The organism is Deinococcus aerolatus (assembly GCF_014647055.1).
GTDB lineage: Bacteria > Deinococcota > Deinococci > Deinococcales > Deinococcaceae > Deinococcus > Deinococcus aerolatus.
In genome coordinates this window covers 1-21,283 of the sequence record NZ_BMOL01000008.1, presented here as the reverse complement: position 1 = coordinate 21,283, position 21,283 = coordinate 1, and the positions used below count along the sequence as shown (strand labels likewise).

General features: G+C 66.5%; 15 protein-coding genes. 6 read left to right on the top strand and 9 right to left on the bottom strand.

Features of this window, described 5'->3' with window-relative positions; translation table 11 throughout:
- Positions 1 to 41: 41 nt before the first annotated feature.
- From IEY31_RS09700 to pulA, 4 genes are all read right to left on the bottom strand, one after another.
- A complete protein-coding gene (locus IEY31_RS09700; protein WP_229723459.1) occupies positions 42 to 1,232 on the bottom strand; it encodes an ABC transporter permease in 1,191 nt (396 codons plus the stop codon).
- Between the two features lie 197 nt (positions 1,233 to 1,429).
- The gene (locus IEY31_RS09695; RefSeq protein WP_188971391.1) at positions 1,430 to 2,350 is read right to left on the bottom strand and encodes a glycine betaine ABC transporter substrate-binding protein; all 921 of its coding nucleotides are present in this window, start codon (positions 2,348 to 2,350) and stop codon (positions 1,430 to 1,432) included.
- A 234-nt stretch (positions 2,351 to 2,584) separates the two neighbouring features.
- Entirely contained in the window at positions 2,585 to 2,857 is a 273-nt protein-coding gene (locus IEY31_RS09690; RefSeq protein WP_188971389.1) for a hypothetical protein, read from the bottom strand.
- A gap of 102 nt (positions 2,858 to 2,959) precedes the next feature.
- Positions 2,960 to 6,322: a pullulanase-type alpha-1,6-glucosidase gene (pulA, locus tag IEY31_RS09685; RefSeq protein ID WP_188971387.1), complete on the bottom strand. Its 3,363-nt coding sequence runs from the start codon at positions 6,320 to 6,322 to the stop codon at positions 2,960 to 2,962.
- 109 nt (positions 6,323 to 6,431) lie between these two features.
- Here pulA and IEY31_RS09680 point away from each other — a divergent pair, with 109 nt between their 5' ends.
- The 4 genes from IEY31_RS09680 to IEY31_RS09665 all read left to right on the top strand — a co-directional run bounded on the left by IEY31_RS09680 (position 6,432) and on the right by IEY31_RS09665 (position 8,942).
- The gene (locus IEY31_RS09680) at positions 6,432 to 6,623 is read left to right on the top strand and encodes a hypothetical protein (protein ID WP_188971385.1); all 192 of its coding nucleotides are present in this window, start codon (positions 6,432 to 6,434) and stop codon (positions 6,621 to 6,623) included.
- A gap of 116 nt (positions 6,624 to 6,739) precedes the next feature.
- Positions 6,740 to 7,231 carry a peroxiredoxin gene (locus IEY31_RS09675; protein WP_188971383.1) on the top strand — a complete coding sequence of 164 codons (492 nt, stop codon included), beginning with the start codon at positions 6,740 to 6,742 and terminating at the stop codon, positions 7,229 to 7,231.
- Positions 7,224 to 7,907 (top strand): ribose 5-phosphate isomerase A, encoded by a 684-nt coding sequence (gene rpiA, locus IEY31_RS09670; protein WP_188971380.1) that lies wholly within the window; start codon positions 7,224 to 7,226, stop codon positions 7,905 to 7,907. Before IEY31_RS09675 ends, rpiA begins: the two co-directional genes overlap by 8 nt.
- A 9-nt stretch (positions 7,908 to 7,916) precedes the next feature.
- Positions 7,917 to 8,942 carry a PIG-L deacetylase family protein gene (locus tag IEY31_RS09665; RefSeq protein ID WP_188971379.1) on the top strand — a complete coding sequence of 342 codons (1,026 nt, stop codon included), beginning with the start codon at positions 7,917 to 7,919 and terminating at the stop codon, positions 8,940 to 8,942.
- Positions 8,943 to 8,968: 26 nt separating this feature from the next.
- Here IEY31_RS09665 and IEY31_RS09660 read toward each other — a convergent pair whose 3' ends face one another.
- Positions 8,969 to 11,038, bottom strand: coding sequence for a thioredoxin domain-containing protein (locus IEY31_RS09660; protein ID WP_188971377.1), 2,070 nt, complete (start codon positions 11,036 to 11,038; stop codon positions 8,969 to 8,971).
- A gap of 98 nt (positions 11,039 to 11,136) precedes the next feature.
- Between IEY31_RS09660 and IEY31_RS09655 the strand changes: the two genes are divergently transcribed.
- A complete protein-coding gene (locus IEY31_RS09655) occupies positions 11,137 to 12,057 on the top strand; it encodes a transglutaminase-like domain-containing protein (protein ID WP_188971375.1) in 921 nt (306 codons plus the stop codon).
- A gap of 66 nt (positions 12,058 to 12,123) precedes the next feature.
- On the opposite strand, the gene IEY31_RS09650 is transcribed toward IEY31_RS09655, so the two are convergent.
- The 4 genes from IEY31_RS09650 to IEY31_RS09635 form a co-directional block, all read right to left on the bottom strand.
- Positions 12,124 to 13,170 carry a hypothetical protein gene (locus IEY31_RS09650; protein ID WP_188971373.1) on the bottom strand — a complete coding sequence of 349 codons (1,047 nt, stop codon included), beginning with the start codon at positions 13,168 to 13,170 and terminating at the stop codon, positions 12,124 to 12,126.
- 147 nt (positions 13,171 to 13,317) lie between these two features.
- Positions 13,318 to 14,568, bottom strand: coding sequence for an NHL repeat-containing protein (locus IEY31_RS09645; RefSeq protein WP_188971371.1), 1,251 nt, complete (start codon positions 14,566 to 14,568; stop codon positions 13,318 to 13,320).
- Between the two features lie 157 nt (positions 14,569 to 14,725).
- The gene (locus IEY31_RS09640) at positions 14,726 to 15,793 is read right to left on the bottom strand and encodes a WD40 repeat domain-containing protein (RefSeq protein WP_188971369.1); all 1,068 of its coding nucleotides are present in this window, start codon (positions 15,791 to 15,793) and stop codon (positions 14,726 to 14,728) included.
- 143 nt (positions 15,794 to 15,936) lie between these two features.
- Positions 15,937 to 18,198 (bottom strand): Ig-like domain-containing protein, encoded by a 2,262-nt coding sequence (locus IEY31_RS09635; RefSeq protein ID WP_188971367.1) that lies wholly within the window; start codon positions 18,196 to 18,198, stop codon positions 15,937 to 15,939.
- Between the two features lie 935 nt (positions 18,199 to 19,133).
- On the opposite strand from IEY31_RS09635, the gene IEY31_RS09630 reads away from it, so the two are divergent.
- On the top strand, positions 19,134 to 21,038 hold the full coding sequence (locus IEY31_RS09630; protein WP_229723458.1) for an NPCBM/NEW2 domain-containing protein: 1,905 nt from the start codon (positions 19,134 to 19,136) through the stop codon (positions 21,036 to 21,038).
- The last annotated feature ends 245 nt before the right edge of the window (positions 21,039 to 21,283 follow it).

The window sequence follows — 21,283 nt, the reverse complement described above, 5'->3', positions numbered from 1 at the left end:
GGCTTTTCCCGCAGCCCGCAGGCCAGACCACACACCCCTGCTCACCCTCTCCCCCACTGCCGGGCCAGCAGCACTTCCAGGCCGCGCAGCAGGGCGTCCACGCCAATCGCCAGCAGGGCAGCGGGAATGGCGCCCAGCAGGATTAAATCGCTGGCGGCCGTTTGCAGACCGCTGAAGATGAAATAGCCCAGCCCGCCCGCGCCGATCAGCTGCGCGATGCTGGCCACCCCCACCAGCAGCACCGCCGCCTGCCGGATGCCCGCCAGCCACACCGGCAGCGCCAGCGGCAGTTGCACCCGCCAGAACCGCTGGTTGTCGGTCATGCCCATGCCGCGTGCGGCGTCCAGTGCGCCGGGCGACACACCGCGCAGCGCCACCAGTCCGTTTCTCAGCACCGGCAGCAGCGCGTACAGCGTCAGCGCAGTCAGCGCCGGGGCCGTGCCGATGCCGCTCACGCCGACTTGCCGCAGGAAGGGCAGCGCGCTGGCCAGTGCCCCCAGCGGCGCAATCAGCAGCCCCAGCAGCGCCAGGCTGGGAATGGTCTGGACGCCATTGGCAAACCCCAGCACCGCGTCCGCCGCACGGGGCCGCCGCGAGGCCCACACCGCCAGCGGCGCCCCGATCAGCACCGCCAGCCCCAGGCCGGTCAGCACCAGCTTCAGGTGCTGTCCCACCTCCTGCAGGAAGCGGGCCTGCTGAGCGTCCAGCTCACGCAGCACAGACCAGTCGTTCAGCTGCCCGGTCAGCGCCAGGACGGCCAGCACCGGCAGCCACAGCCACGACAGCCCGTTCCAGAAGCGCTGCTGCAGGGCCAGCTGGCCAGCTCCATACACGGCAATCCCGGCGCCCAGCAGCCACACCCACACCCCACTGCTGGCGCTGGCCCGCGCGAATTCGGGCTGTTCGATCATGGCGGCGGTCATCCGGGCGCCCAGCAGGTAAAAGCCCAGGGCCAGGGCCGCGCCGCACAGCACAGGCGTGAGGCGGGGCAGAAACCGGGCCGACAGCGGAACGGCCAGCGCGAGCAGCGCCCCTGCCACCATCCACACGGCAGGCAGGCCCAGGTACACGCCTGCTGCCAGCCGGTTGGGCCGCAGCAGCGCCCACGGCAGAAAACACGCGGCTAGCATCAGCACGCCGCCCAGCCCGAAAATCAGCTGCACGTCCGGCGCGGCCGACCATCGGCGCGGCCTGACCTCCGACGGCACGGGGACACGGGTGGAGGTGGTCATACGGTCAGCATGGTCAGGAGCAGTGTCCTCCGGGCAAAGAGAGTGGCAACAGGCGGGAAAACAGTCCCATCATTCCGGAGGGCCAGCCGCTATGGCCTCCGGTGCGCTTTACAGTTTGTTGAGCAAGGGTGGGGACCAAAAATCAGGCGGGCGGTGCCCTTTCCTCTGGCACCGCCCGCCCCACTGTCCACGCAGCGTTACTTGATCAGGTTCTTGGACTTCAGGTATTCCTGCGCCACGGCCTGCGGGGTGCGGCCTTCCAGCGCCACCTTGGCATTCAGGCCCTGCAGGGTGCCGGCGGTCAGGGTGGCGAACACTTTGTTCAGCGCGGCTTCCACCTGCGGGTTGTCCTTCAGCGTGCTGGTGCGGATGATCGGCGCGGGCTGGTACACGAACTGCGCGCCCTTGGGATCGGTCAGTGCCACCATGTTCAGGGCGGCCAGGGTGCCGTCAGTGCCGTAGGCCATCGCCGCGTTCACGCCGTTGGTGCCGTTGCTGGCGGCCTGCTGCGCCTGTGGGGGCGTCGCGCCGGCCAGCACCAGCTTCTGATCGGGCTTGAGCTTGAAGCCGTAGGCCGCCTCGAAGGCCGGGAAGGTATCGGGACGGTTGAAGTACTCGGGGCTGCCCGCGATCTTGAACTTGCCGCCCTTGTTGACGTACTTCGCCAGATCCGCCACGCTCTTGAGTTTCTCGGCCGTCGCCAGTTTCTGCGGCACCGAGATCACCCAGGTATTGTTCACGTTGGCCGGCTTGAGCCAAGTGATGCCATTCTTGCTGTCCAGCTGCCGCGCCAGCCCGTAGATGGTCCCGGGATTGCCTGCCTGCTTGGGCGTGATCTTGGACGCCGGGAACAGGTAGACCGCGTTGCCGGTGTATTCGGGGTACACGTCGATTTCGCCGGCCAGAATCGCCTTGCGGTTCACGCCAGTGTCGCCCAGGTTGGTCCGGTCGGTGGTGTCCAGGCCCGCGTTCTTGAGGGTCAGCAGGATCATCTGGCCCAGTATCTGTGCCTCGGGGTCGAGTTTGCTACCCACCACGATGGGCTTGGCCGAGGCGGCAGCCAGCAGCGAAGCGGCCAGCACGGCCAGGGTGGAACGGGTCAGGGTGGTTACTTTCATGGAAAACCTCCGGAGGAACATCAATAGGATGTGGGAACGGCACCGAGTGTATTTCGGGGTTCTGGATACAAAAGCAAGGCTAATGCCAGAGAGGGACAGGACTTTGTGCCGCCTTCCCTCAGATTTCTCATTTAAAGGGGCAGAGGCTGATTTGCGTTTGCCACTTTCCTGAGCTGGCCTTCATGTGGTGGACTCTCCACCGCCGCAGCGTCAGACAGCCCTATGTGTCACTGATTAGCGCTGTCCGCGCCTGCGGACAAAGTTCAGAATGTCCTCCTGTTCGGGCCGATAGCCGTGTTCGGTGTCCACGATCAGTACCGGGAGGTCCAGCGCCACCGGCCGCTCGAAATGCGCCCAGCGCGAAGGATTGTCCCGCAGATCCTGAAGAAGCTCGGCGTCGCGGTGGGCCGGGTGGCGGTCCGCTCCAGCACGGGCGCGAAAGCGGGCATGGCTGGTCTCGCGCAGGGTCTGGCAGTGGACCACCACCGCGTCGGCCACGGGCAACAACGCCTCAATCTCCGAAACGCCATAGGTGCCGAATGACCGCTTCCCTCGGCCAGCACGTTCACGTCCGCCTCCAGCAGCGGCTTCAGACTCCTTGGTGCTGGCTCACTTGCCGACGAACACCGCCGTCGTCAGGCCTGGCACGGTCACGCCGTTCCCGGCGTATTTGCTGGTCTTGACGATGGCATCGGTGCTGGCAGCCAGGGCGGGGTGCAGCCCCAGCTTCAGACCCGCCAGTTTCGCGTCGGTCACGGTCACGGGCTTGCCGCTACCGTTGAAGACCACCACAATGTTTTTGTAGGGGTTGGTGGCACCCACCGCCCCGCTGAGCTTCATGGCGATCACGCCGGGAATCTGCTTGGAGCCAGTGTTCAGGAAGGTCAGGCCCTGCTGCACCTGGGCCGCCGTGCCCATGCGGAACAGCTCCGAGGAATAGCGCACCCGCAGGAAATCGCGGTAGGCGTCGAAGGCCCGCTGGATATCGGCTGGGCTGGGTTTGAGGGCCGCGGTGCCCAGAATCGGGCGATACAGGTTCCAATTGTCCCCGTTCTTCTCGGCGGGCGGCAGGCCACGGCCAAAGCCGTTGGTCTGACCGGTCCAGTCAATCGTATTGAACCAGTCGCCGCTGTTGTAGCTGTCGGTATCGAAGCTCTTGGAGCGCAACAGGTCGTCGCCCGAGGTGCTGAACGGCAGCCCCTGGCCCAGCAGAATGATGCTGTTGGCGAGGTTCTGCATGCGCGTGCGCTGCGCCCCTGTGGCGTTTTGCGGGGCCTTAAGCAGCACCGCGTCGAACAGGGTCTGGTTGTCGTGCGCGCTGGCGTAGTTGATGGTCTCACGCGGGCTGGCCGCGTAGCCGGCGGGCGCATCACCGTACCTGACGCCCGCGCCCGTCACCGTTTGCCCAGCCGCGTTCGTGAATTTGTAATCGCGCAGGTTGCCGGTCAGTCCTACCCGGATCAGGTCAGAAAGCTGAAGCAGCCTGGCCATATCGGTGTTGCCCGGCTGTCCATTGGGCAGGCCCACCAGTCCGGTGGCGAAGCCCTGCTCCTGCAGGCCGCCAAAGGGGTTGCCGCCGCGCACCGCGTCGCGAATGCGGTCATTGAAAGTGCCGATGCCCTGCCCGAACATGTTGATCTGGGTGGCATTCAGGCCGCGCTTGCCGCCCTGCACCTCGCCAAAGTCCCAGCCCTCGCCGTACAGGTAGATCTGCTTGCCGTTCACGCCGTCGTCCTGCAGGGTCAGGGCGTCCAGCGCCGCCCGCGCCGCTTTCATGTCCTCCACCATGTGGTGGCCCATCAGGTCGAACCGGAAGCCGTCCACCTTGTAGGCTTTTGCGGTCAGCACCAGCGTGTCGATCATCAACCGCCGCATCATGGGGTGTTCGGTGGCGGTGTTCGAGCAGCAGGTGCTGTTCTCCACCGCGCCGTCCACGTTCAGGCGGTGGTAATAGCCGGGCACAATTTTGTCCAGCACGCTTCGCTCGGCCTGCCCCGCCGCGTTGGTGTGGTTGAACACCACGTCCTGCACCACCCGCAACCCGGCGGCGTTCAGCGCCATGACCATCTGGCGGTACTCCCGGGTGCGCTCGTCCGCCTTCACAGCGTAACTGCCCTCCGGCACCATGTAGTGGTAGGGATCGTAGCCCCAGTTGTAGGCGTCGGCGTCCTTGACCGCGGTCACGGCCTTCTGCTGCCCGTCGCTGTTGGAGGGAAATTTGCCCAGATCACCCGGTGACTTCCACTGCGATTTGTCCTCGTTGATGGTGGCGATATCGAAGGTGGGCAGCAGGTGAACGGCCTTGAGGCCCGCGTCGGCCAGTGCCTTGAGGTGTTTCATGCCGTTGCTGCCGCTCTGGGAAAAGGCCAGATATGTGCCGCGCTGCGCTGCCGGAACCGTCGCATCGGCGGCGCTGAAATCGCGCAGGTGCAGTTCATAGAAACTCAGGTCGTTCACGGAGCGCAGCGCAGGCTTCTTGAGGGCGTCCCACCCGGCGGGCTTCTGGGCGGCGTCGTTCAGATCGATCAGGAGGCTGCGCGTGCTGTTCAGCGTCAGGCCCACGGAATACGGATCGGTCACGAGATTGGTCTCAATTTTTCCCGTCGTGGGCGCAAAGACCTTCGTTTCAAACAGGTAGGCGCGCCCCTTCCAACTGGCGTCGCCCGCCGCCGTCCACACGCCCCTGGCGTCGCGGGTCATGGCCACCGTCTTCTCGTTCCTGCCGTCCGCGTCGCTCAGCCGCAGCTTCACGTCCTGCGCCGTGGGCGCCCAGACGCGCACAGTGGGCTTGCCGCCGGCCCAGGCCACGCCCAGCGGCCCGCTGTAGGCGTACAGGTCATCCAGCGCCCAGGCCGTCTGCACGCCGGTCGCGTCCAGCACAGTGCCGTCCGGCATCACCGCCGACACGGCAAGCTGACCCCTGAGCGCCGCCTCGATCCTGCCCCGGTCCTCGGCGCGCACCCGCAGCAGCGTGTAGTTCGCCAGGTACGGCACCCGGGCCTTCAGGGCCGGGGTCAGGCCGCCCGCCACCGCCTCCAGCGTGAGCGTCGTGCCGCCGTCCACGCCCGCCGGGGTCAGCTTCAGCGAGGCGTCGGGCGCGGCGTGCAGGGTCAGCAGGGCGCCCGGCTGCGCGAAGCCCGGCTTGACGGCCAGGGTGTCCCGCCCCAGCATGATCGCCCCCTGCTTCCTCAGGTCACCCGTCTGCCGCACGCTGGTGTCGGGCCGGGTGGTGTTGACGGCCGCGTTGCCGCTGACCATCCACGCCTGATTGCCCTTCTCCGCAGTCAGGGACATGTCGGGGCCAGGGTCCTTCTCGTCGCCCTTGTGGACGATAAAATTCAGTTTCTTCCAGTCGGGTTTCATCGGCACGTCCCAGTACACGCCGAAGTCATTTTTTCCTGTCTGGTTCAGCGGCGCGGCCCACTCGGTGGGCTTGGTGGTGTCCTCCCACACATGCAGGCCCCAGCCTTCGTATTTGCCGTCCGGGCGGTAATAATTGATGCGGGCGGTGTTGGGGGGCACAGGGGTCTCCTGCGCCACGTAGGCGAAGTCAGCCTTGCCGCTGCGGACCAGCACCTCACGGCCCCTGGCGGGCTCGGCAAAGAAATCCGCACCGGGGTCCTTCTCGTCGCCCTTGTGAACGATAAAACCGACTTTGGCCGCGCCGTCCTTCAGCGGCACGTCCCAGTACGCGCCGCCCGCGTCCACGCCTGTGTATTTCAGCGGCGCGGCCCATTCGGTAGGGTTGGCGGCGCCCTCCCAGACGTGCAGGCCCCAGCCGTCGTACCGGCCATCGGGGCGCAGGTAACGCACGCGCAGCACGTTCTTGGGAATCGGCTGGGCCGCCGCCTGTGCGGCGGGAGCGGTCTGCGTCAGCGCCGCGAGTGGGGCAACATACAGGGAGGCAGGAAGGGTCTGCGCCGCTGCCGAGGCAGCCAGCGTAAGCGTCAGGAGTGTCGCCAGGGGGTTCATGTGTGGGCCAGTGTAAACCGCCGCCCCCGGCCTGCAGCACAGGACCGAACTGAAGCTGTCTTGGGCGTTGCCACACCCGGCCCGCGCCGACGCCGCCTAGCCTGGACCCATGACCGGACACACCAGCGATGAACACTTCGACGAGATGCCCGAACACCACAGCGACGCCGAGAGCCTGCGCAAGATTCCGGAACGCTACGAGCAGGACCCTGGCGTGGTGCAGGACAGCCCCGGCAACCCCGACATCGGGTTCGAGGAACCTGAGGAGCCCAACACGCTCCCCGGACGCGTCTCGATCTGACGCTATTCCGCCGGGCGCACTTCAACTTACCCCCCGCTCCCCTGCGCTCCTTGACTGTGCAGGGGCTTTTTGTGTGCCGGTTTCCCCCTGGCCTGCCGCCGCGTTACCCTGGGGCCATGACGGACTCCACCTCTGCTCCCCAGACCGGCGAAACGTTTCCGGCCTTCACCCTCCAGGACGCCTCCGGGCAGGCGCACGGCCTGAACAACTACGCGGGCCGGTATCTGGTGCTGTACGTGTACCCCAAGGATGACACCCCCGGCTGCACCAGGGAGGCGTGTGATTTCCGTGACAGCGCGCCGCTCAGGGCGCTGGGCGCCGCCATCGTGGGCGTCAGCGCCGACGACGCGGACAGCCATGCCCAGTTCGCCGAGAAGCACAGCCTGCCGTTTCCGCTGCTGAGTGACCCGGACGCCGCCTTCCTGAAGTCCATCGGTTCATTTGGACCCAAGAACCTGTACGGCAAGGTCACCGAGGGCATCAAACGTCAGACCTTTTTAATCGGCCCGGACGGCAAACTGGTCAAGAGCTGGCTGGCCGTCTCGGTGGACGGACACGCAGACGCGGTGGCGGCGGCCATTGAAAAGGACCAGACCGCGCGTGGCTGACCTGGAGGCTCTTAAAAAAGAGGCTGCCCTGCGCGCCGTCGCCCTGATCGAGAGCGGCATGCGGGTGGGCCTGGGCACCGGCAGCACGGCGAAGTACGCCATCGAGGAAATCGGACGCAAGGTGCACAGCGGGGAACTCACCGGGATTGTGGGGGTGGCCACCAGCGAGGCCAGCGACGCTCTGGCGCGCGAGGTGGGGCTCACCGTGCAAGCCCTGGACCCGCGCCCGCTGGACATTGCCATTGACGGTGCGGACGAGATCGCCCCCAACCTCGACCTGATCAAGGGCCTGGGCGGCGCCCTGCTGCGCGAGAAGCTGACCGAGGTGCAGGCGCGGCGGCTGATCATCATTGCGGACCACAGCAAACTGGTGAACCAGATTGGCGAGAAGGCCCCGCTGCCCATCGAAATCGCCCGCTTCGGCTTCCTGAGCACCATCGAACGGCTGCGGCAGATCGTGCCCGGCGGACGCCTGCGGCAGCCCGGCGCGCAGCCCTACGTCACCGACAACGGCAACTACATCTACGACGCACAGGTGCGCCCCGGGGGTGATCTCGCCGCGCTGGAGCGCGAGCTGAAGGGAACGCTGGGCGTGGTGGAGACGGGGCTGTTTCTGGGCATGGCCGAGCGGGCCTTTGTCGCCTCGCCGGACGGGGTGCAGGAACTGACCCGCTAGGCCCGCGACATGCGCAGCCAGGGGAATCGGCGGCGGTTTGGCAAGCGGCGGCGCGACTGGGTGCTGGGGCTGGCGCTGCTGGTGTCGCTGGGTCTGGCCTACGCCATTAACGCCCGCTCGGCCCTGACCCTGCTGTACCCACGCGCCACAGCCGCCGTGTACGCGCTGCCGACCCTGCCCCCCATTCGCGCCGGACAGAGTGTCCTGGTGGTCAGTCCCCATCCAGACGACGAGAGCCTGTGTTGTGGGGGAATCATTGCCGGGGCCGTGCGGGCAGGCGCCCAGGTGTCTGTGGTCTGGGTCACCAGCGGCGACGGCTTCGAGCTGAACAGCGCCCTGCTGGACCGCACCCTGCGACCGCGCCGGACCGCCACCCAGAAGCTGGGCCGCCGCCGCATGGACGAGGCCGCCGCTGCCGCCGCCACGCTGGGCATCCCGGCCACCCACCTCAGCTTCCTGGGCTACCCGGACGGAGCGCTTCTGAAGATGTGGAACACTCCCGGTCCAGTACGCTCTCCCCACACCGGCGCGGTCCACGTTCCCTATGCCCGCGCCCTGTCACCCGGCGCGCTCTACACCGCGTCCAACTTGAGCCGTGATCTGGGTGACGTGCTGGACCGCGTGCAGCCGGACCTGGTGCTGCTGCCCTCCAGCAGCGACGCCCACAGGGACCATATCGCCACCAGCCTGTTCACCCAGCACCTGCTCAGGCAACGCGGCTGGAGTTCACGGGCGCGTTACTGGATCGTGCACGGCGGCGTGGAATGGCCGGTCCCCAAGGGGCTCCACATGACCTTCCCACTGCTGATCTCGCCGCGCGGCTTTCATCTGGCTTGGCAGCGGGCCGATCTGGAACAGCAGGATCAGATCCTGAAGCTCGAGGCCCTCAAGGCCCACCGCAGCCAGATGATGCTGATGCGCCGCTTCATGGAGGCCTTTGTGCGTGAAAACGAGCTGATCACCCTGCAGGAAACCGGCGATCCCGTCGATGGAGCGCGCAGTGAGCAGCAGGACGGTGGACCCAGCCGCTTCTGAACTGTATTGGAACACGGGGAAGGGGCTCAGCCCTTACCTGCTGCCAGCCCTTCCAGCTGCCGCCGGAACTGCGCCGCGTCGCGCGTGGGCAACCCACAGGCGCGGTTGCGACAGACGTAGCCCATGCCGCCGGGACGGTCCTGCAGCACGGGAAGATCACCGCCCTCCCCCGTGAAAGCCAGCGCCGTGAACGGCAGGAACACCCCTGCGGCTACCTCTTCCAGTGGGCGGCGCTCCTCGGGCGTGCCGATAATCGCCACCTCGGAATGCGGCGCGGCCAGGAAAGCCGCCGCCTGCCACAACCCGCCGAAGCCTCCGCTGGCCGCCAGCATGTCGGCCTGGAAACTCTGGACGGTGCGGCGGGCCAGCGCCTCGGCATCCGGCTCGGCGAAGTAGCGGTCCATCCACAGCGCCAGCAACGCTGCCGCCGCGTTGTCGCTGAGCACGGCGCTGTCGAAACCGGGGGCCTGCCGGGTCAGCAACGTCTCGGCCCGTCCGCCAGAGGCCATGAACACCCCCGCGTCCTCGTTCCAGAAATCGCGCCGGACCGTGTCCCACAGCTCGCGCGCCCACTCCAGATGGGCCACGTCGCCGCCCGCCTGGAACAGCGCCACCAGTCCGAGACCGTATAGGGCGTGGTCTTCAAGGAGGCCCTCCACCTTCGCCCCACCCTCGCCCCAGACGTGGCGCAGCGTGCCGTCCGGCAGCCGCAGTTCGGTGCGGATAAAGTCGGCGTTGCGGCGGGCCACCTCCAGGTAGTGTTCCCTTAAAGAGGGCGGCTCCTGCAGGATACGGGCCGCGTCGGCAAAGGCGGCCAGGGCCAGCCCGTTCCAGGAGGTCAGCACCTTGTCGTCGGTGCCGGGCTGCTCGCGGGTCTGGCGGGCGGCGTGCAGCCGGTTTTTCAGGCCTTCCAGCCGCATGCCGATGCGGTCCTCGCTGTCGCCGTGCAGGGCGGCCAGTTCGGCCACTGAATGGGCCACGAACGGCACCGAACGCCGCCCGTGTTCGGGCCGGTGGGGATCGAGAAAGTTGCCCCCGTCGGTGATGCCCAGATGCGCCATGAGCAGCGCGGCGTCCTCGCCCTCGCCCAGCACGGCGCGGACCTCGTCCGGGGTCCAGGTGAAGGTCAGCCCTTCCACGCCGCCCGTGTCGGCGTCCTGGGCACTGAAAAAGCCGCCGCCCCCGTGCAGCATCTCGCGCTCCAGGTAGCTCAGGGTGGTGCGGGCCAGCCGGGCGAATTCGGCGTCGCCGCTGACCTGGTAGGCACGCAGCAGGGTGCGCACAAGCTGGGCATTGTCGTACAGCATCTTCTCGAAATGCGGCACGCGCCATTCCGCGTCCACGCTGTAGCGGTGAAAGCCCCCGCCCAGCTGATCGGTGAGGCCGCCGCGGGCCATCTGCCGCAGGGTATGCAGCGCCATGCTGCGCCCCTCCGGGCGGGTCAGCAGAAAGTCGAGGGTGGTGGGTGCCGGAAACCTGGGCGCCCCGCCAAAGCCGCCCTGCACGTCATCGTACACGCGGCGCAGGTTCGCCACAGCGCGTTCCAGCCCGGAGTCGAGAACGTCGGCGCGCAGTTCCCCCTCCACCGGGCGCGGCCGGCCGGCCTCGCGCACGTGGGCGGTGAGGGCCTGGGCGTTGGCAATAATCTTCTCGCGGTCCCCGGTCCAGGCATGAACCACGCTGCCCATCACCCGCATGAAGCTGGGCAGGCCGTGGCCGTCGCGCGGCGGAAAGTAGGTACCGGCGTAGAACGGCTCGGCGTCGGGGGTCAGGAACACCGTCATGGGCCAGCCGCCCTGTCCGGTCATGGCCTGGGTGGCAGCCATGTACACGGCGTCCACGTCGGGACGCTCCTCGCGGTCCACCTTGACGTTGACGAAATGTTCATTCATGTAGGCGGCTGTGGCCGCGTCCTCAAAGCTCTCATGGGCCATGACATGGCACCAGTGGCAGGTGGAGTAGCCCACCGACAGCAGCAGCGGCACGCCACGCGCCCGCGCCTGGGCAAACGCGGCCTCGCCCCAGGGCCACCACTCCACCGGGTTGTCGGCATGCTGGCGCAGGTAGGGACTGGATTCCTCGGCAAGGCGGTTCATACCCCGCAGGCTAACGCGCCCGGCGGTGTTCAGGATTTGCAGGCGCACTGCGTAGACTTCACACATTCGCTTTTCAAAAAAGCCTCAGACTACGGTGAATGACACAGCAAGGCAGCGCCCCACACACCCACAGAACCGCGGACTCTGCCGTTTTCGAACGCCCCGTCCGGGTGCGCGCAGGCTTCTCGCTCACCTTTGAAGTGCCCTATCCCACCCCGATGCTGTTCGTGGTGCAGCCGGGAGATCGCCTGGAACCCACCGGCACCCGCCAGCGCATCATCGACGCCCGCCCGCTGGGCGCGGCCTCGGGTATCCACACCTACACCGACAGCCACGGCAACGTGGTGTGGCGCACGGTGGCGCAGCCCGGCACCTTCACCATCGGGCATGACCTGATCGCGGAGATCACGCGCAACCCCGATCCGGTGCTGCCGCACCTGAAAAAGACCATGGTGGAGCACCTGCCCGACGAGACCATCCAGTACCTGCTGCCCAGCCGCTACGTCGACAGCGACGTGATCAGCGCCGAGGCCTGGGACCGCTTCGGACACATCTCGGGCGGGTGGGCGCAGGTGCAGGCCATCAGCGATTTCCTGTTTGACGAGTGCGCCTACGGCTACGGCTCCAACAGCACCACGTCAGCCAAGCAGGCGCTGGATAGCCGCCGCGCGGTGTGCCGTGACTTCGCACACATGGGCGTGGCCTTCTGCCGGGCGCTGAATATTCCGGCACGCTATGTCTGCGGCTATATGCCCGACATCGACATCGTGCCGGACCCCGTGCCGATGGACTTCCACGCGTGGTTCGAGGCCTATCTCGATGGCCAGTGGCGCACCTTCGACGCCCGCCACAACAAGCCGCGTGCGGGCCGCGTGCTGATCGCGCAGGGCCGCGACGCCAGCGACGTGGCCTTTTCCACCACCTTCGGCAGCGCCCGCCTGACCCATATGAAGGTCTGGGCTGACGAGACCGATGCCGGAAACACGCTGGACATCCCGCCGAATCCCCGTATGTTCTAGACGCAGCACCAGGCACAGGGAAGGGCGGGCCACCAGTTGGTGGCCCGCCCCTAGCCCTGTTGGCCCCTAGCGGTCAGCCACAGGACGGACGTTTTCCAGCACGAACACGACGTCCTGGTAGTCGCCGTTCTCGGACGGCTCGAAGCCCAGCAGGTAGCTGTTCGCCACCGTCTGTCCGGCGCGGTTGCGCAGCGGGTAGGTGCGCACCGCGTGGCGGACGCGCCCGGTGTTCAGGCGGTCCAGGGTGAAGGTGTCCTGCGCGGCGTAGCTGTTGGGGGCCAGGTAGATGCCGAACGGCTGGCTGCCCGGATCGAAGGTGGTGCGGCTGCCGGCGGTCAGCGGTGGGTTGAGGGTCTGGTGGCCGCCGGCGGCCATGGTGCCCAACGGCTGGGTCTGAGCCGCGCCGCCGTTCAGGACGAAGCTGCCGTAGACCGAGGGGCCGTCCGGCGAGTAGCGGGCCACCGGGCGCAGGGTCACGGGCGCGGCCGAGGCGCGTTCGAACAGGGGAGCGGCCACCTCCTCGCCGATGAGGCCAGGGCCAGTGCTGAGAATCAGCCCGCTGCCGCCCACATCGATCCGGTAGTCCAGGGTGTCCACGATCTGCGCCAGCGCGGGCTCCTTGTTGCCTTCCAGGCCAGCGGCGCGCAGGCCGGCCAGCGGCACGGCCACGATGGGCGCAGCGTCCCCCACGGCGCTCAGCGTGGCACGCAGCACCCCGGTTGGGCTGCCCGGCAACATGCGAACATTCAGATTCAGGCTCTGGCCCGCCCCCAGGGTCCGCGGAAAGCTGGGCGGCGACACCAGCCCGAAGGCCGCCGACGCCCCGTCAAACAGCACGTTCCTGAGCTGGACCGGCGCGCCGCTGTTGTTGCTCAAGGTCACGGTCCGGGTCACGCTGGCCCCGGCCCCGCTGCCGTCCGCCGTGCCACTGAACACCAGGGCGTCAGGCTGGGCGCTGAGGGTCAGGGTGGGGGCCGGGTCAGGCGTCGGACTGGCCCCAACGCCCGGAAGCTGGGCACAGCTGGTGGTGAGGGCCAGCAGCGCGGCCAGCGTCCAGCGGCCACGGCTGTGACGGCGTGGGGAACGGAAAATGGGAGGGTGGGGTGGGTTCATGGGTGACTCCTGAATCGTTGCTGGGGCGCTGCAACACAAGGCCCGGCGACAGAGTCGCGCCGGGGTCTGGTCGTCTGGTCTGCACAAGGGGCGGAACGGGGCGTGAGCTCAGTGCCTGCGGCGTGGGTGGTCAGGCGCCGACGCATCTCACGGGTCAATTTCGGACACCGGGTCGAGGCCCACCAGCAGACCTCCGCCGGGGGTGGTGCTGGCGCGGGCACTGTCGGGCACAGTCTGGAAGCCCTGACTGCCGAGGGTGAGGTCCGGGCTGCCATCCGGCCCCAGGCGGGCCAGCACCGGCTGAACCTGATCCTGCCCCGAGGCGTCGGGGGTAAACTGCGCGCAGCCGCCCAGCGCCGCCCCGCCGCCGGGCAACAGGGCCAGCGAGACGTCCGGGGTGCCGGCACCCGCGCCGCCCACCGCGTTGCCGTCCGGTAGAACGCGCAGCTCGCTGGCGGCCTCGTAGGCCCAGGCCGGATCGCGCTGGCCGGAAGGCAGCAGCCGGTCCAGCGTGCAGACGCCGCTGCTCAGGTGGCCGGCAGACAGCACCCGGCCCGAGGCGTCCACGGCCAGGCTGCTGGGCCGGGTGGCGGCAAAACGGTCCCCGCGCACCGTTGCCACGCCGCCGTCACCGAAGGCCGGGTCCAGGGCGCCGCCTGCGGTGTAGCGCACCACCACCCAGCGGCTGTAGGTGCCGCCCTCAAACGACAGCGCCGTGCCGCCGACCAGCGCGCCGCCGTCCGCCAGCGGCCACACGCTGAAGGCCGAGGCCGAGGCGTCCAGCGCGGTGACCACCTGACCGCCCACGCCGAACCCAGGGTCCGGGGCGCCGCCCGGCAACAGCCGCGTCAGCACCAGGGCCGAGGCGGGAGCAGCCGGGTCCGGCGACAGGGCGCGGGTGCCGCCGGCCACCAGCACGCGGCCGTCCGGCAGGGCCGCCAGCGCCTGGGGAGCGGCGGGCAGGGCGGCAGTGACCCGGCCGCCCTGCCCGAAGGCAGGATCGGGGCGCCCGTCCGGCAGCACCCGCAGCACGGTGGTGCCGCCCAGCGCCAGCAGCCCGCCGCCGGCCTGCACGGTCAGCCGAAAGATCTCAGCTGCGCCGCCCGGAGCCGTCCGGGGCAGCCGCACCTCGCCTGAACCGCCGAAGCTGGGATCAGGCTGTCCACCCGCCAGATAACGCGCCATGACGTAATCGGCACCCCTGTGGCCGAACACCACGGTCCGGCCGTCAGCCTGCGCGGCCGTATCCCGCGCCGCAAAGCTGGGCCGGATGGCCTGCTGGGACGTGGTCTGGGTCGTGCCGAGGGCCAGGGCTCCCCCAGGGGGCAACGCCGAACAACTGCACAGCAGCAGCGCGGCGCCGAGCAGCATGGGTTTTGCGGTGGCGCGTCGTTTCATCACGGTTCCTGACCTCTCCTGAATTCCGGGCGACGCGGCAGAACGTCTCCGCGGGCCTCTGGAACCCGGATCCTGCGCTGCAGGGCGATACAGCAACGTTAACGGGTCAGGCGCTCCTGTGGCCTCTGAAAGACAGGGAGCACGCCAGCCGCCCTGCTCAGCGCAGGCTGGGCGCCAGTGACCACAACAGCACACGGCGGTCCCGGCCCCCAGCGGCGGCGGCGGTCCGCCCGTCCGGACTGAAGGCCAGCGACCGCACAGGGTCGTTGTGGCGGCCCAGGATAGAAACCAGCGTCCTGCCCTGCACGTTCCATAGCCACGTCCGCCCATCTTGTGCCCCTGTCAGTAGCTGCTGACCGTCCGGGGAGAAGGCCAGGGCATGGACCGCGCCGCCCGGGGCACGCAACTCGCCCCGCACTCGTCCGTCCTGCACCGCCCACAGCCGGGCGCTGGTGTCCTGGCTGCCGCTGGCCACTGTCTGGCCGTCCGGGCTGAAGGCCACGGCGCTCACGTCATCCCCGTGCTGCCCCAGCGTCCGCAGCGGCAGGCGCCCGGCCACGTCCCACAGCCGCACCGTGCGGTCCCGGCTGCCGGTCACCAGGGTCCGGCCCGTGGGGTCAAAGGCTAGCGCGGTCACCACATCGGCGTGACCGCGCAGGGTGCCCTGCACGCGCCCATTGTCCAGGTCCCACAGCCGGACGCTGTTGCCGGAACCCGGTTGCCGGGTGTTGTCGCCGCCCGCCGTCGCCAGCATCTGGCCGTCCGGGCTGAAGGCCAGCGCCGTGACGTAATAGGTCTGCGGGTCCAGCGTGTGCAGCAGAACGCGGCCGGGAAGGGCCCACACCCGCACGCGCCCATCACCGCCGATGGCGGCCAGCCGGTCCCCACCGGAATTGAAGGCCAGCGCCGTGACGGCCCCCGGCAGACGCAGGCTGGGGCCGCGCGTCTGGACGTTGGGACGGGCCACCGCAGGCCACCACTGGATTATCCCCTCGCCGCTGCCGGTGACCAGCCACCAACCGTCCGGGCTAAAGGCCAAGGCGCCGGCGTAGCTGCTGCTCACCTGCAAGTTGCGGCTGGGCCGCTGTTCGGGCAGGGTGGCCGGGGCCTGAAGCGTGGCCCTCTGCATGGACGGCCGGTGGGCGGCAGCCGGGGCGGCCGCAGCAGAGGCGGGCAGACCCTGTCCCCACAACAGGGCCAGGGTCAACAAGGCGGGGATGTTCATGACAGACCTCCGGGGCAAAGGCTTGAGAGACAGCAACAGACAGGGGCGGCGCGGGAGGCCGGAGTGAACCGGACCTCCACGCGCCGCCTGAAACACAGACTGGGTGGGAAGGGAGATCTGAGCGAAAGCCTGTCTGAACCCGCTTACTTGGGCCTGACCAGCGTGATGGTGCCCTGGCCGTTGGTTTCATTCAGCTGCGCCACGTACAGGTGGCCGTTGCTGCGGTTCTGGGTCAGGTCCAGCGGGCTGGGATTAAAGTTGGTCAGTCCCGGCACGTTTTCCAGGGTTTCGCTGGCCACGATCTTCCCGTCGGGGCCGGGCTTGAGGACGATGATGTCCTTGCCCCGGCTGTAGCGCACCACCAGCAGGCGGTTCTTGAGCAGCGAGTTGCCGGGCAGGGTGTATTCCTCGATCACGCCGTTGGGCGACTGGTTCTCGCCAAAGTCATAGGCGACACCGCCCCAGTTGGGGTCAGGCAGCGTACCTGCGGGGTAATCGATCACTTCGGCAGGGTCAACACCCGCCGTGGGGTTGCCGCCGTTCAGGACCCATTCGCAGCGCGCCGGGTTGGGGTGGCCGTAGTACTTGTTCTGTTTGACGTTGAACAGGAAGTCCTTCTGCTTGAGCATGCCGTTCTTGCCGTTGACGACAGGACCCTTGTAGCTGCCGTCGGGCCGGTTGGCGCAGCTTGCGGGCAGCGGGCTGGGCACGCTGGGCGTGTTGCCGCCCGCTGCCCCGCCGTTGGCCGGGACATACAGCGAGCCGTTGGTGTGCCACACCATGTCGTAGGCGTTGCGGATGCCGGTGGCGTACAACGTGACCGGGGCGCCGAACGCGTAGGGGTTGTAGTTGCCGCCGTCTTCGGTCTTGACGTTCACCGGCGAACCCGCTGTGATCTTATTCAGATCTACCCGCAGCAGCGCCCCAGTCAGCAGCCGCTCGGGCCGCATGCCCCACTGGCTGTCGGGCGCCCCGGTTGAGGAGTTACTGCCCTGCAAGACGTACAGGGCTCCCGGCTCACCCGGTTTGAAAGAGATTGAGTTGGTTAGGTGATCGCGCACTGAGCGTGGCAGGCCCACCACGTAATCCTGAACCTTTTCCAGATTGGGGCCGCTCAGGCGCGTGATCTTGCCGGTCCAGTCATCCACCGGCTGGCCCGTGTAGATGACGTTGTTGCTGATCCACAGCACCAGATTATCCGCCGTGCTGGACGGATCAAACGTCAGGCCGATGATGGTGCGCGGAGCACCACCATTGGCCGTCCGAACAGAAGTGATGGTCTGCGGTACGCCCAGCGTGCCGTCGGCCCCCATCGCAAAACGCCGGATCTCCCCGGTCAGCGTGGCCGCGTACAGCATGTTGTCCGGGCCGATCTGCACGGAGGTGTACGCGCCGGAGGGTACATTGGCCTGCGGCACCTGCTCGAAGGCCACCGGGCCACCGTTGCCGGCCATCGGACCCGTCACGAAGCTGGTGCTGAAGGGCAAGAAGGCGTTGCCCGCCCCGTCCTTAAGCGCTGAGGTAATGGTAAAGGTGTAGGTCGTGAAGGGCTGAAGGTCTGCATTGGGCTTGAGCACCACAATGTCCCCCCCACCCGACGTGTTGACGATGGCCGGCACCGGCTTGCCGTCCGGCCCCGCCAGTGAAACCGCCTGCGTCAGGGTGGACGAGTCAACGGAACTGGCCGGCAGATTCAGGTCAGCCGTCACGGCCCCCCTGGGGTCCACCATGGTTTGCCCGTTCTCCGGGTTTGTCTCGCGCACGCTGGGGCGGTTGCCGGGCGCAATGGTCACGTAATTGATCTTGGTGTTGGTGCCGCCGATGGCGTCGATGGTCAGGCGGCCGTCGCTGACCGGCACGCGCAGGGTCACGGAGCGGAACTTGTTGGTATCCGCCGGTTTGTAGGGCAGGACGGCCTTCTGGCCCTCGATGTTCAGGGCGTGGGTGCTGTCCAGATTGGCGCTGGCATCGCCGGTGCTGACGGTCACGGTGTACGTCCCGTCAGGAATTGCGTACTCCCAGGCTGCGGGTGTCCGCACGGCCGGGGTGGTGGTGTTCGCGTTGTACTGCATATGAATGAATGACTTCAGGCGCGGGTCCACAGGCTGTGCCTCGTACACGCGGGCGTTGACCGAGACGTTTAGTGGCGCACGGTCCGACTGGGCCACCCAACCGTACCCACGGGCGTCGCTGTAGGCCGCGCCGGTGTCGGCGGTGTAACCGGTGGGCACTGCCGCGCCGGCAGGCTGAAAGTTGATTTTTGCGTTGGTGGCCGGGTCAGGCGGCGGCAGTGGTGGATCTTTGGACGCCTGGGGACCGCAGGCGGCCAGCAGTCCGGTCAGAACGAGGCCCAGCACAGGCAGGCGAGACGGGGACAGCAGGGCAACAGGGTGGGCTTTGGACATCAGAAATGAGTTCCTTTGTGTGGGAAGGCCAGGGAAGAGTCTGAGACCGGTTCCGGTCCCGGCAGCGGAGAGGCATACAGGCTGGTCGCCACAGAACCCGCCTCCTGCCTTAAGGGCGTCGACGTTTTGGCCTGCGCTGCCTCCAGGCAGCAGTAGAGCGATCAGGACGAGGGTAGTCCCGCGAACGTTAAACCATCGCAAAAAATGTGTCTCAGCGAAAACTGGCTCGGTACCCACAGCGCGGATTCAGTGGCGTGACTTGTACATGGTCCCACTTCCGAAACATGTCCAGAGCCTCTTGTCCGCCCTTCCAGATCTGTCACAGATCGAGCCGGTATTGACTCTTTCCGGATGAGCGTCCAGTCAGCTTGTCAGAAAGGTTCACATCTTCTCAGAAATCTCATTTTTATAATCAAGCAAAGGGATTTTTGCATACTCCGACCTAAATCAAATAAATCTATGAAAATAATCCGAAATGTATAATAAATTCAAACTAGATTATCTTTTACCAAGATATTGAATAAATCGTCGAAAAATAAATACGGTCACCATTTTATTCTCTTACATTTTCCTTACTCAGGTGATTCTAAAGATCTTATAATTAATCATCTACCGAATTCCAATTCCGTAAAATTTCTCTTACAGAGTTCGCACTCAACGTTGTTAAAGGTATTTAACCCTCCCCCCACACCCCCAGCAATCAAGCAAATTTGGCCGATTGTTGTTAGATACCCGGCAAACAGCCGGTTCATTTCATGGATATTTCATAGATGAAGTTTCAGTTAAATCTGTAGCGTGATGTCAACCGAGAAGAGGACCACCCCCAGTGTTTCACCAGCACATCGTCAACCACCCCTCTACCGTCCAAGTCCCGCCCGTGTTCGAGAGTCGCCCAGCAGCTCAAGAATCGGTAGCGCCCACCCAGGAGAACCCTCATGTCCCCTATCCCCCCCACCACTGCCTCCTCCACCGTCAGCAAGTCCGCCCGCCCCCTGCGCTGGCTGGTGTGGTGTGCGCCCCTGATTCTGGCGGCCTGCTCTGGCCCCAGCGCACCCCAAGAGCAGACCGGCATGGTGGGGCAGCCAGCGGACCACGGCAGCATGTACGACGGTGTGGACCGTTCCTGGACGGACGAGGATGCCAGCACCAGACTGACCCAGGAGGCGCTGCTGGCCGGCGACAATGTCATGAGCAAGAGTGCGTGGGCCGCCGCCACCAACGGGTGGGGTCCTGTGGAGCGCAACCAGAGCAACGGCGACGCCAAGAGCAATGACGGCAAAACCCTGACTCTGAACGGCAAGACTTACGCCACCGGCCTGGGCGTGCATGCCAACTCCTCCATCACCTTCAACCTGAGTTCCGAGTGCAAGCTGTTCCTGGCCGATATCGGCATCGATGATGAGGTGGGCGACCGGGGCAGCGTGGTGTTTCAGGTGTTCGGCGACGGCGTCAAGCTGTACGACAGCCTGAAGATGACCGGGGCCAGCACCACCAAGAAGCTCAGGGTGGACATCCAGGGCCGCAAGGTGCTGAAACTAGTGGTCACCGATGCCGGCGACAATCTTGATTACGATCATGCCGACTGGGCCGCTCCAACGCTCCAGGGCTGCACGGTGCCGGTGCCCCCCGCAGTGAGTACTCAGCCCACCACTCCTGTTGTTCCTATTGCCCCGACTCCGACGCCTCCCGCCGCCCCGGCACCCCCCGCTGTCCCCACCACTCCGGCACCGGCCCCTGTGCCTACGCCCCCCGTGGTCAGCGGCCCGCTGGTCATCACCAAGGGCGGCACCTACAGCGGCGAGTACGTCAGCAACGATCCCAAGATTCCAGTAATTGTGGTCAAGACCTCTGAACCGGTGATTATTGAGAACTGCAAGCTGACCGGACGCGGCCACCTAATCAACGCTGCGTGGACCTCGGCCAACCTGACCGTTCGCAACTGCAAGGGCTACGGCCTGAATCCCAACGACCGTGACCGGATTTCCGGCCGCTTCCTGAACGCCGAAGGCATTGTTTCCTTGCTGATCGAGAACAACTTTATGGAAAAGACGGCAGGCATCTATGTGAATAAATGGCAGGGCAACAAGGGCCTACCTGTGACAATCATCATCCGTAACAACCTGGCTCGCGACATCGAGGGCCGCTATAGCGATGGCAACGGTGGCTTTCAGGACAAATTTTACCGAGTCCAATTTGTGCAATTCAACGGCGTACGCGACATCAGTGGAGCCGAGATTGCCTGGAACCGTGTTGAGAACACAGCGCGTCAAAGCCATGTCGAGGACGTGATCAACATTTACAACTCCAACGGCACGGCCAGCAGCCCGATCCGCATTCACGACAACCTGATCAATGGTGCGTTCTCAGGCCGTCCCGATGCTTCCTACAGCGGCGGCGGCATCATGATGGGCGACGGCTGTGACTCGGGTTACACCGAAGCCGTGAACAACACCGTGCTAGAGACCAGCAACTATGGAATCGCCGTGGCTGGCGGCCATCACCAGAGCATCCGCGGCAACACCATTCTGGGCATGGGCAAGCTGAATGACGGCACCCTGCTCGATGCCGACAGTGACGCCGGGTTCTACCTGCGCAATTACTGCAAGACCCCCAACGACACCAGCACCGTGATCGCCGAGGGCAACACCGTGGGCTGGGGCACCCCCACCGACAAGAATCCCAACGGCCGCTGGGACTGGTCTGACACCGCTGGTGTGCAGCGCAACAACACCCGCATCCAGGCCACCAACCGCGCTGTGGACTCACAGGTGCTGGCCCAGGCCATCCTCGACTGGGAACGTCGCGCCCTGGCCGCCAGCATGGTGATCGGCGCACGCTGATCCCCGCAATCCCAGTGAAAAGCCCCCTCCAACTGGAGGGGGCTTTTCACTGGGCATCTTCCACTCTTTCGCCACAGAAAAGGTCATGTTTCAACCCAGCCAGTACAACTTCAGAATTATCAAAGCTCCCTCGGCGCAAAGAAGCAGACGGCCCACAGCACGGGCTTGACGGCTCAACCTCTGTACCGGACATCTTCGAGTTGAGGTTGTGCTGGACGGGAAATCCCTGAACGTGTTAAGGGTCG

Coding starts and splice junctions, on each gene's coding strand:
- IEY31_RS09635 (WP_188971367.1), bottom strand. CDS start 18,198: ATGTCCAAAGCCCACCCTGTTGCCCTGCTGTCCCCGTCTCGCCTGCCT.
- IEY31_RS09650 (WP_188971373.1), bottom strand. CDS start 13,170: ATGAACCCACCCCACCCTCCCATTTTCCGTTCCCCACGCCGTCACAGC.
- IEY31_RS09700 (WP_229723459.1), bottom strand. CDS start 1,232: ATGACCACCTCCACCCGTGTCCCCGTGCCGTCGGAGGTCAGGCCGCGC.
- IEY31_RS09695 (WP_188971391.1), bottom strand. CDS start 2,350: ATGAAAGTAACCACCCTGACCCGTTCCACCCTGGCCGTGCTGGCCGCT.
- IEY31_RS09665 (WP_188971379.1), top strand. CDS start 7,917: ATGCGCAGCCAGGGGAATCGGCGGCGGTTTGGCAAGCGGCGGCGCGAC.
- pulA (WP_188971387.1), bottom strand. CDS start 6,322: ATGAACCCCCTGGCGACACTCCTGACGCTTACGCTGGCTGCCTCGGCA.
- IEY31_RS09655 (WP_188971375.1), top strand. CDS start 11,137: ATGACACAGCAAGGCAGCGCCCCACACACCCACAGAACCGCGGACTCT.
- IEY31_RS09640 (WP_188971369.1), bottom strand. CDS start 15,793: ATGAACATCCCCGCCTTGTTGACCCTGGCCCTGTTGTGGGGACAGGGT.
- IEY31_RS09630 (WP_229723458.1), top strand. CDS start 19,134: ATGTCCCCTATCCCCCCCACCACTGCCTCCTCCACCGTCAGCAAGTCC.
- IEY31_RS09680 (WP_188971385.1), top strand. CDS start 6,432: ATGACCGGACACACCAGCGATGAACACTTCGACGAGATGCCCGAACAC.
- IEY31_RS09645 (WP_188971371.1), bottom strand. CDS start 14,568: ATGAAACGACGCGCCACCGCAAAACCCATGCTGCTCGGCGCCGCGCTG.
- IEY31_RS09660 (WP_188971377.1), bottom strand. CDS start 11,038: ATGAACCGCCTTGCCGAGGAATCCAGTCCCTACCTGCGCCAGCATGCC.
- IEY31_RS09675 (WP_188971383.1), top strand. CDS start 6,740: ATGACGGACTCCACCTCTGCTCCCCAGACCGGCGAAACGTTTCCGGCC.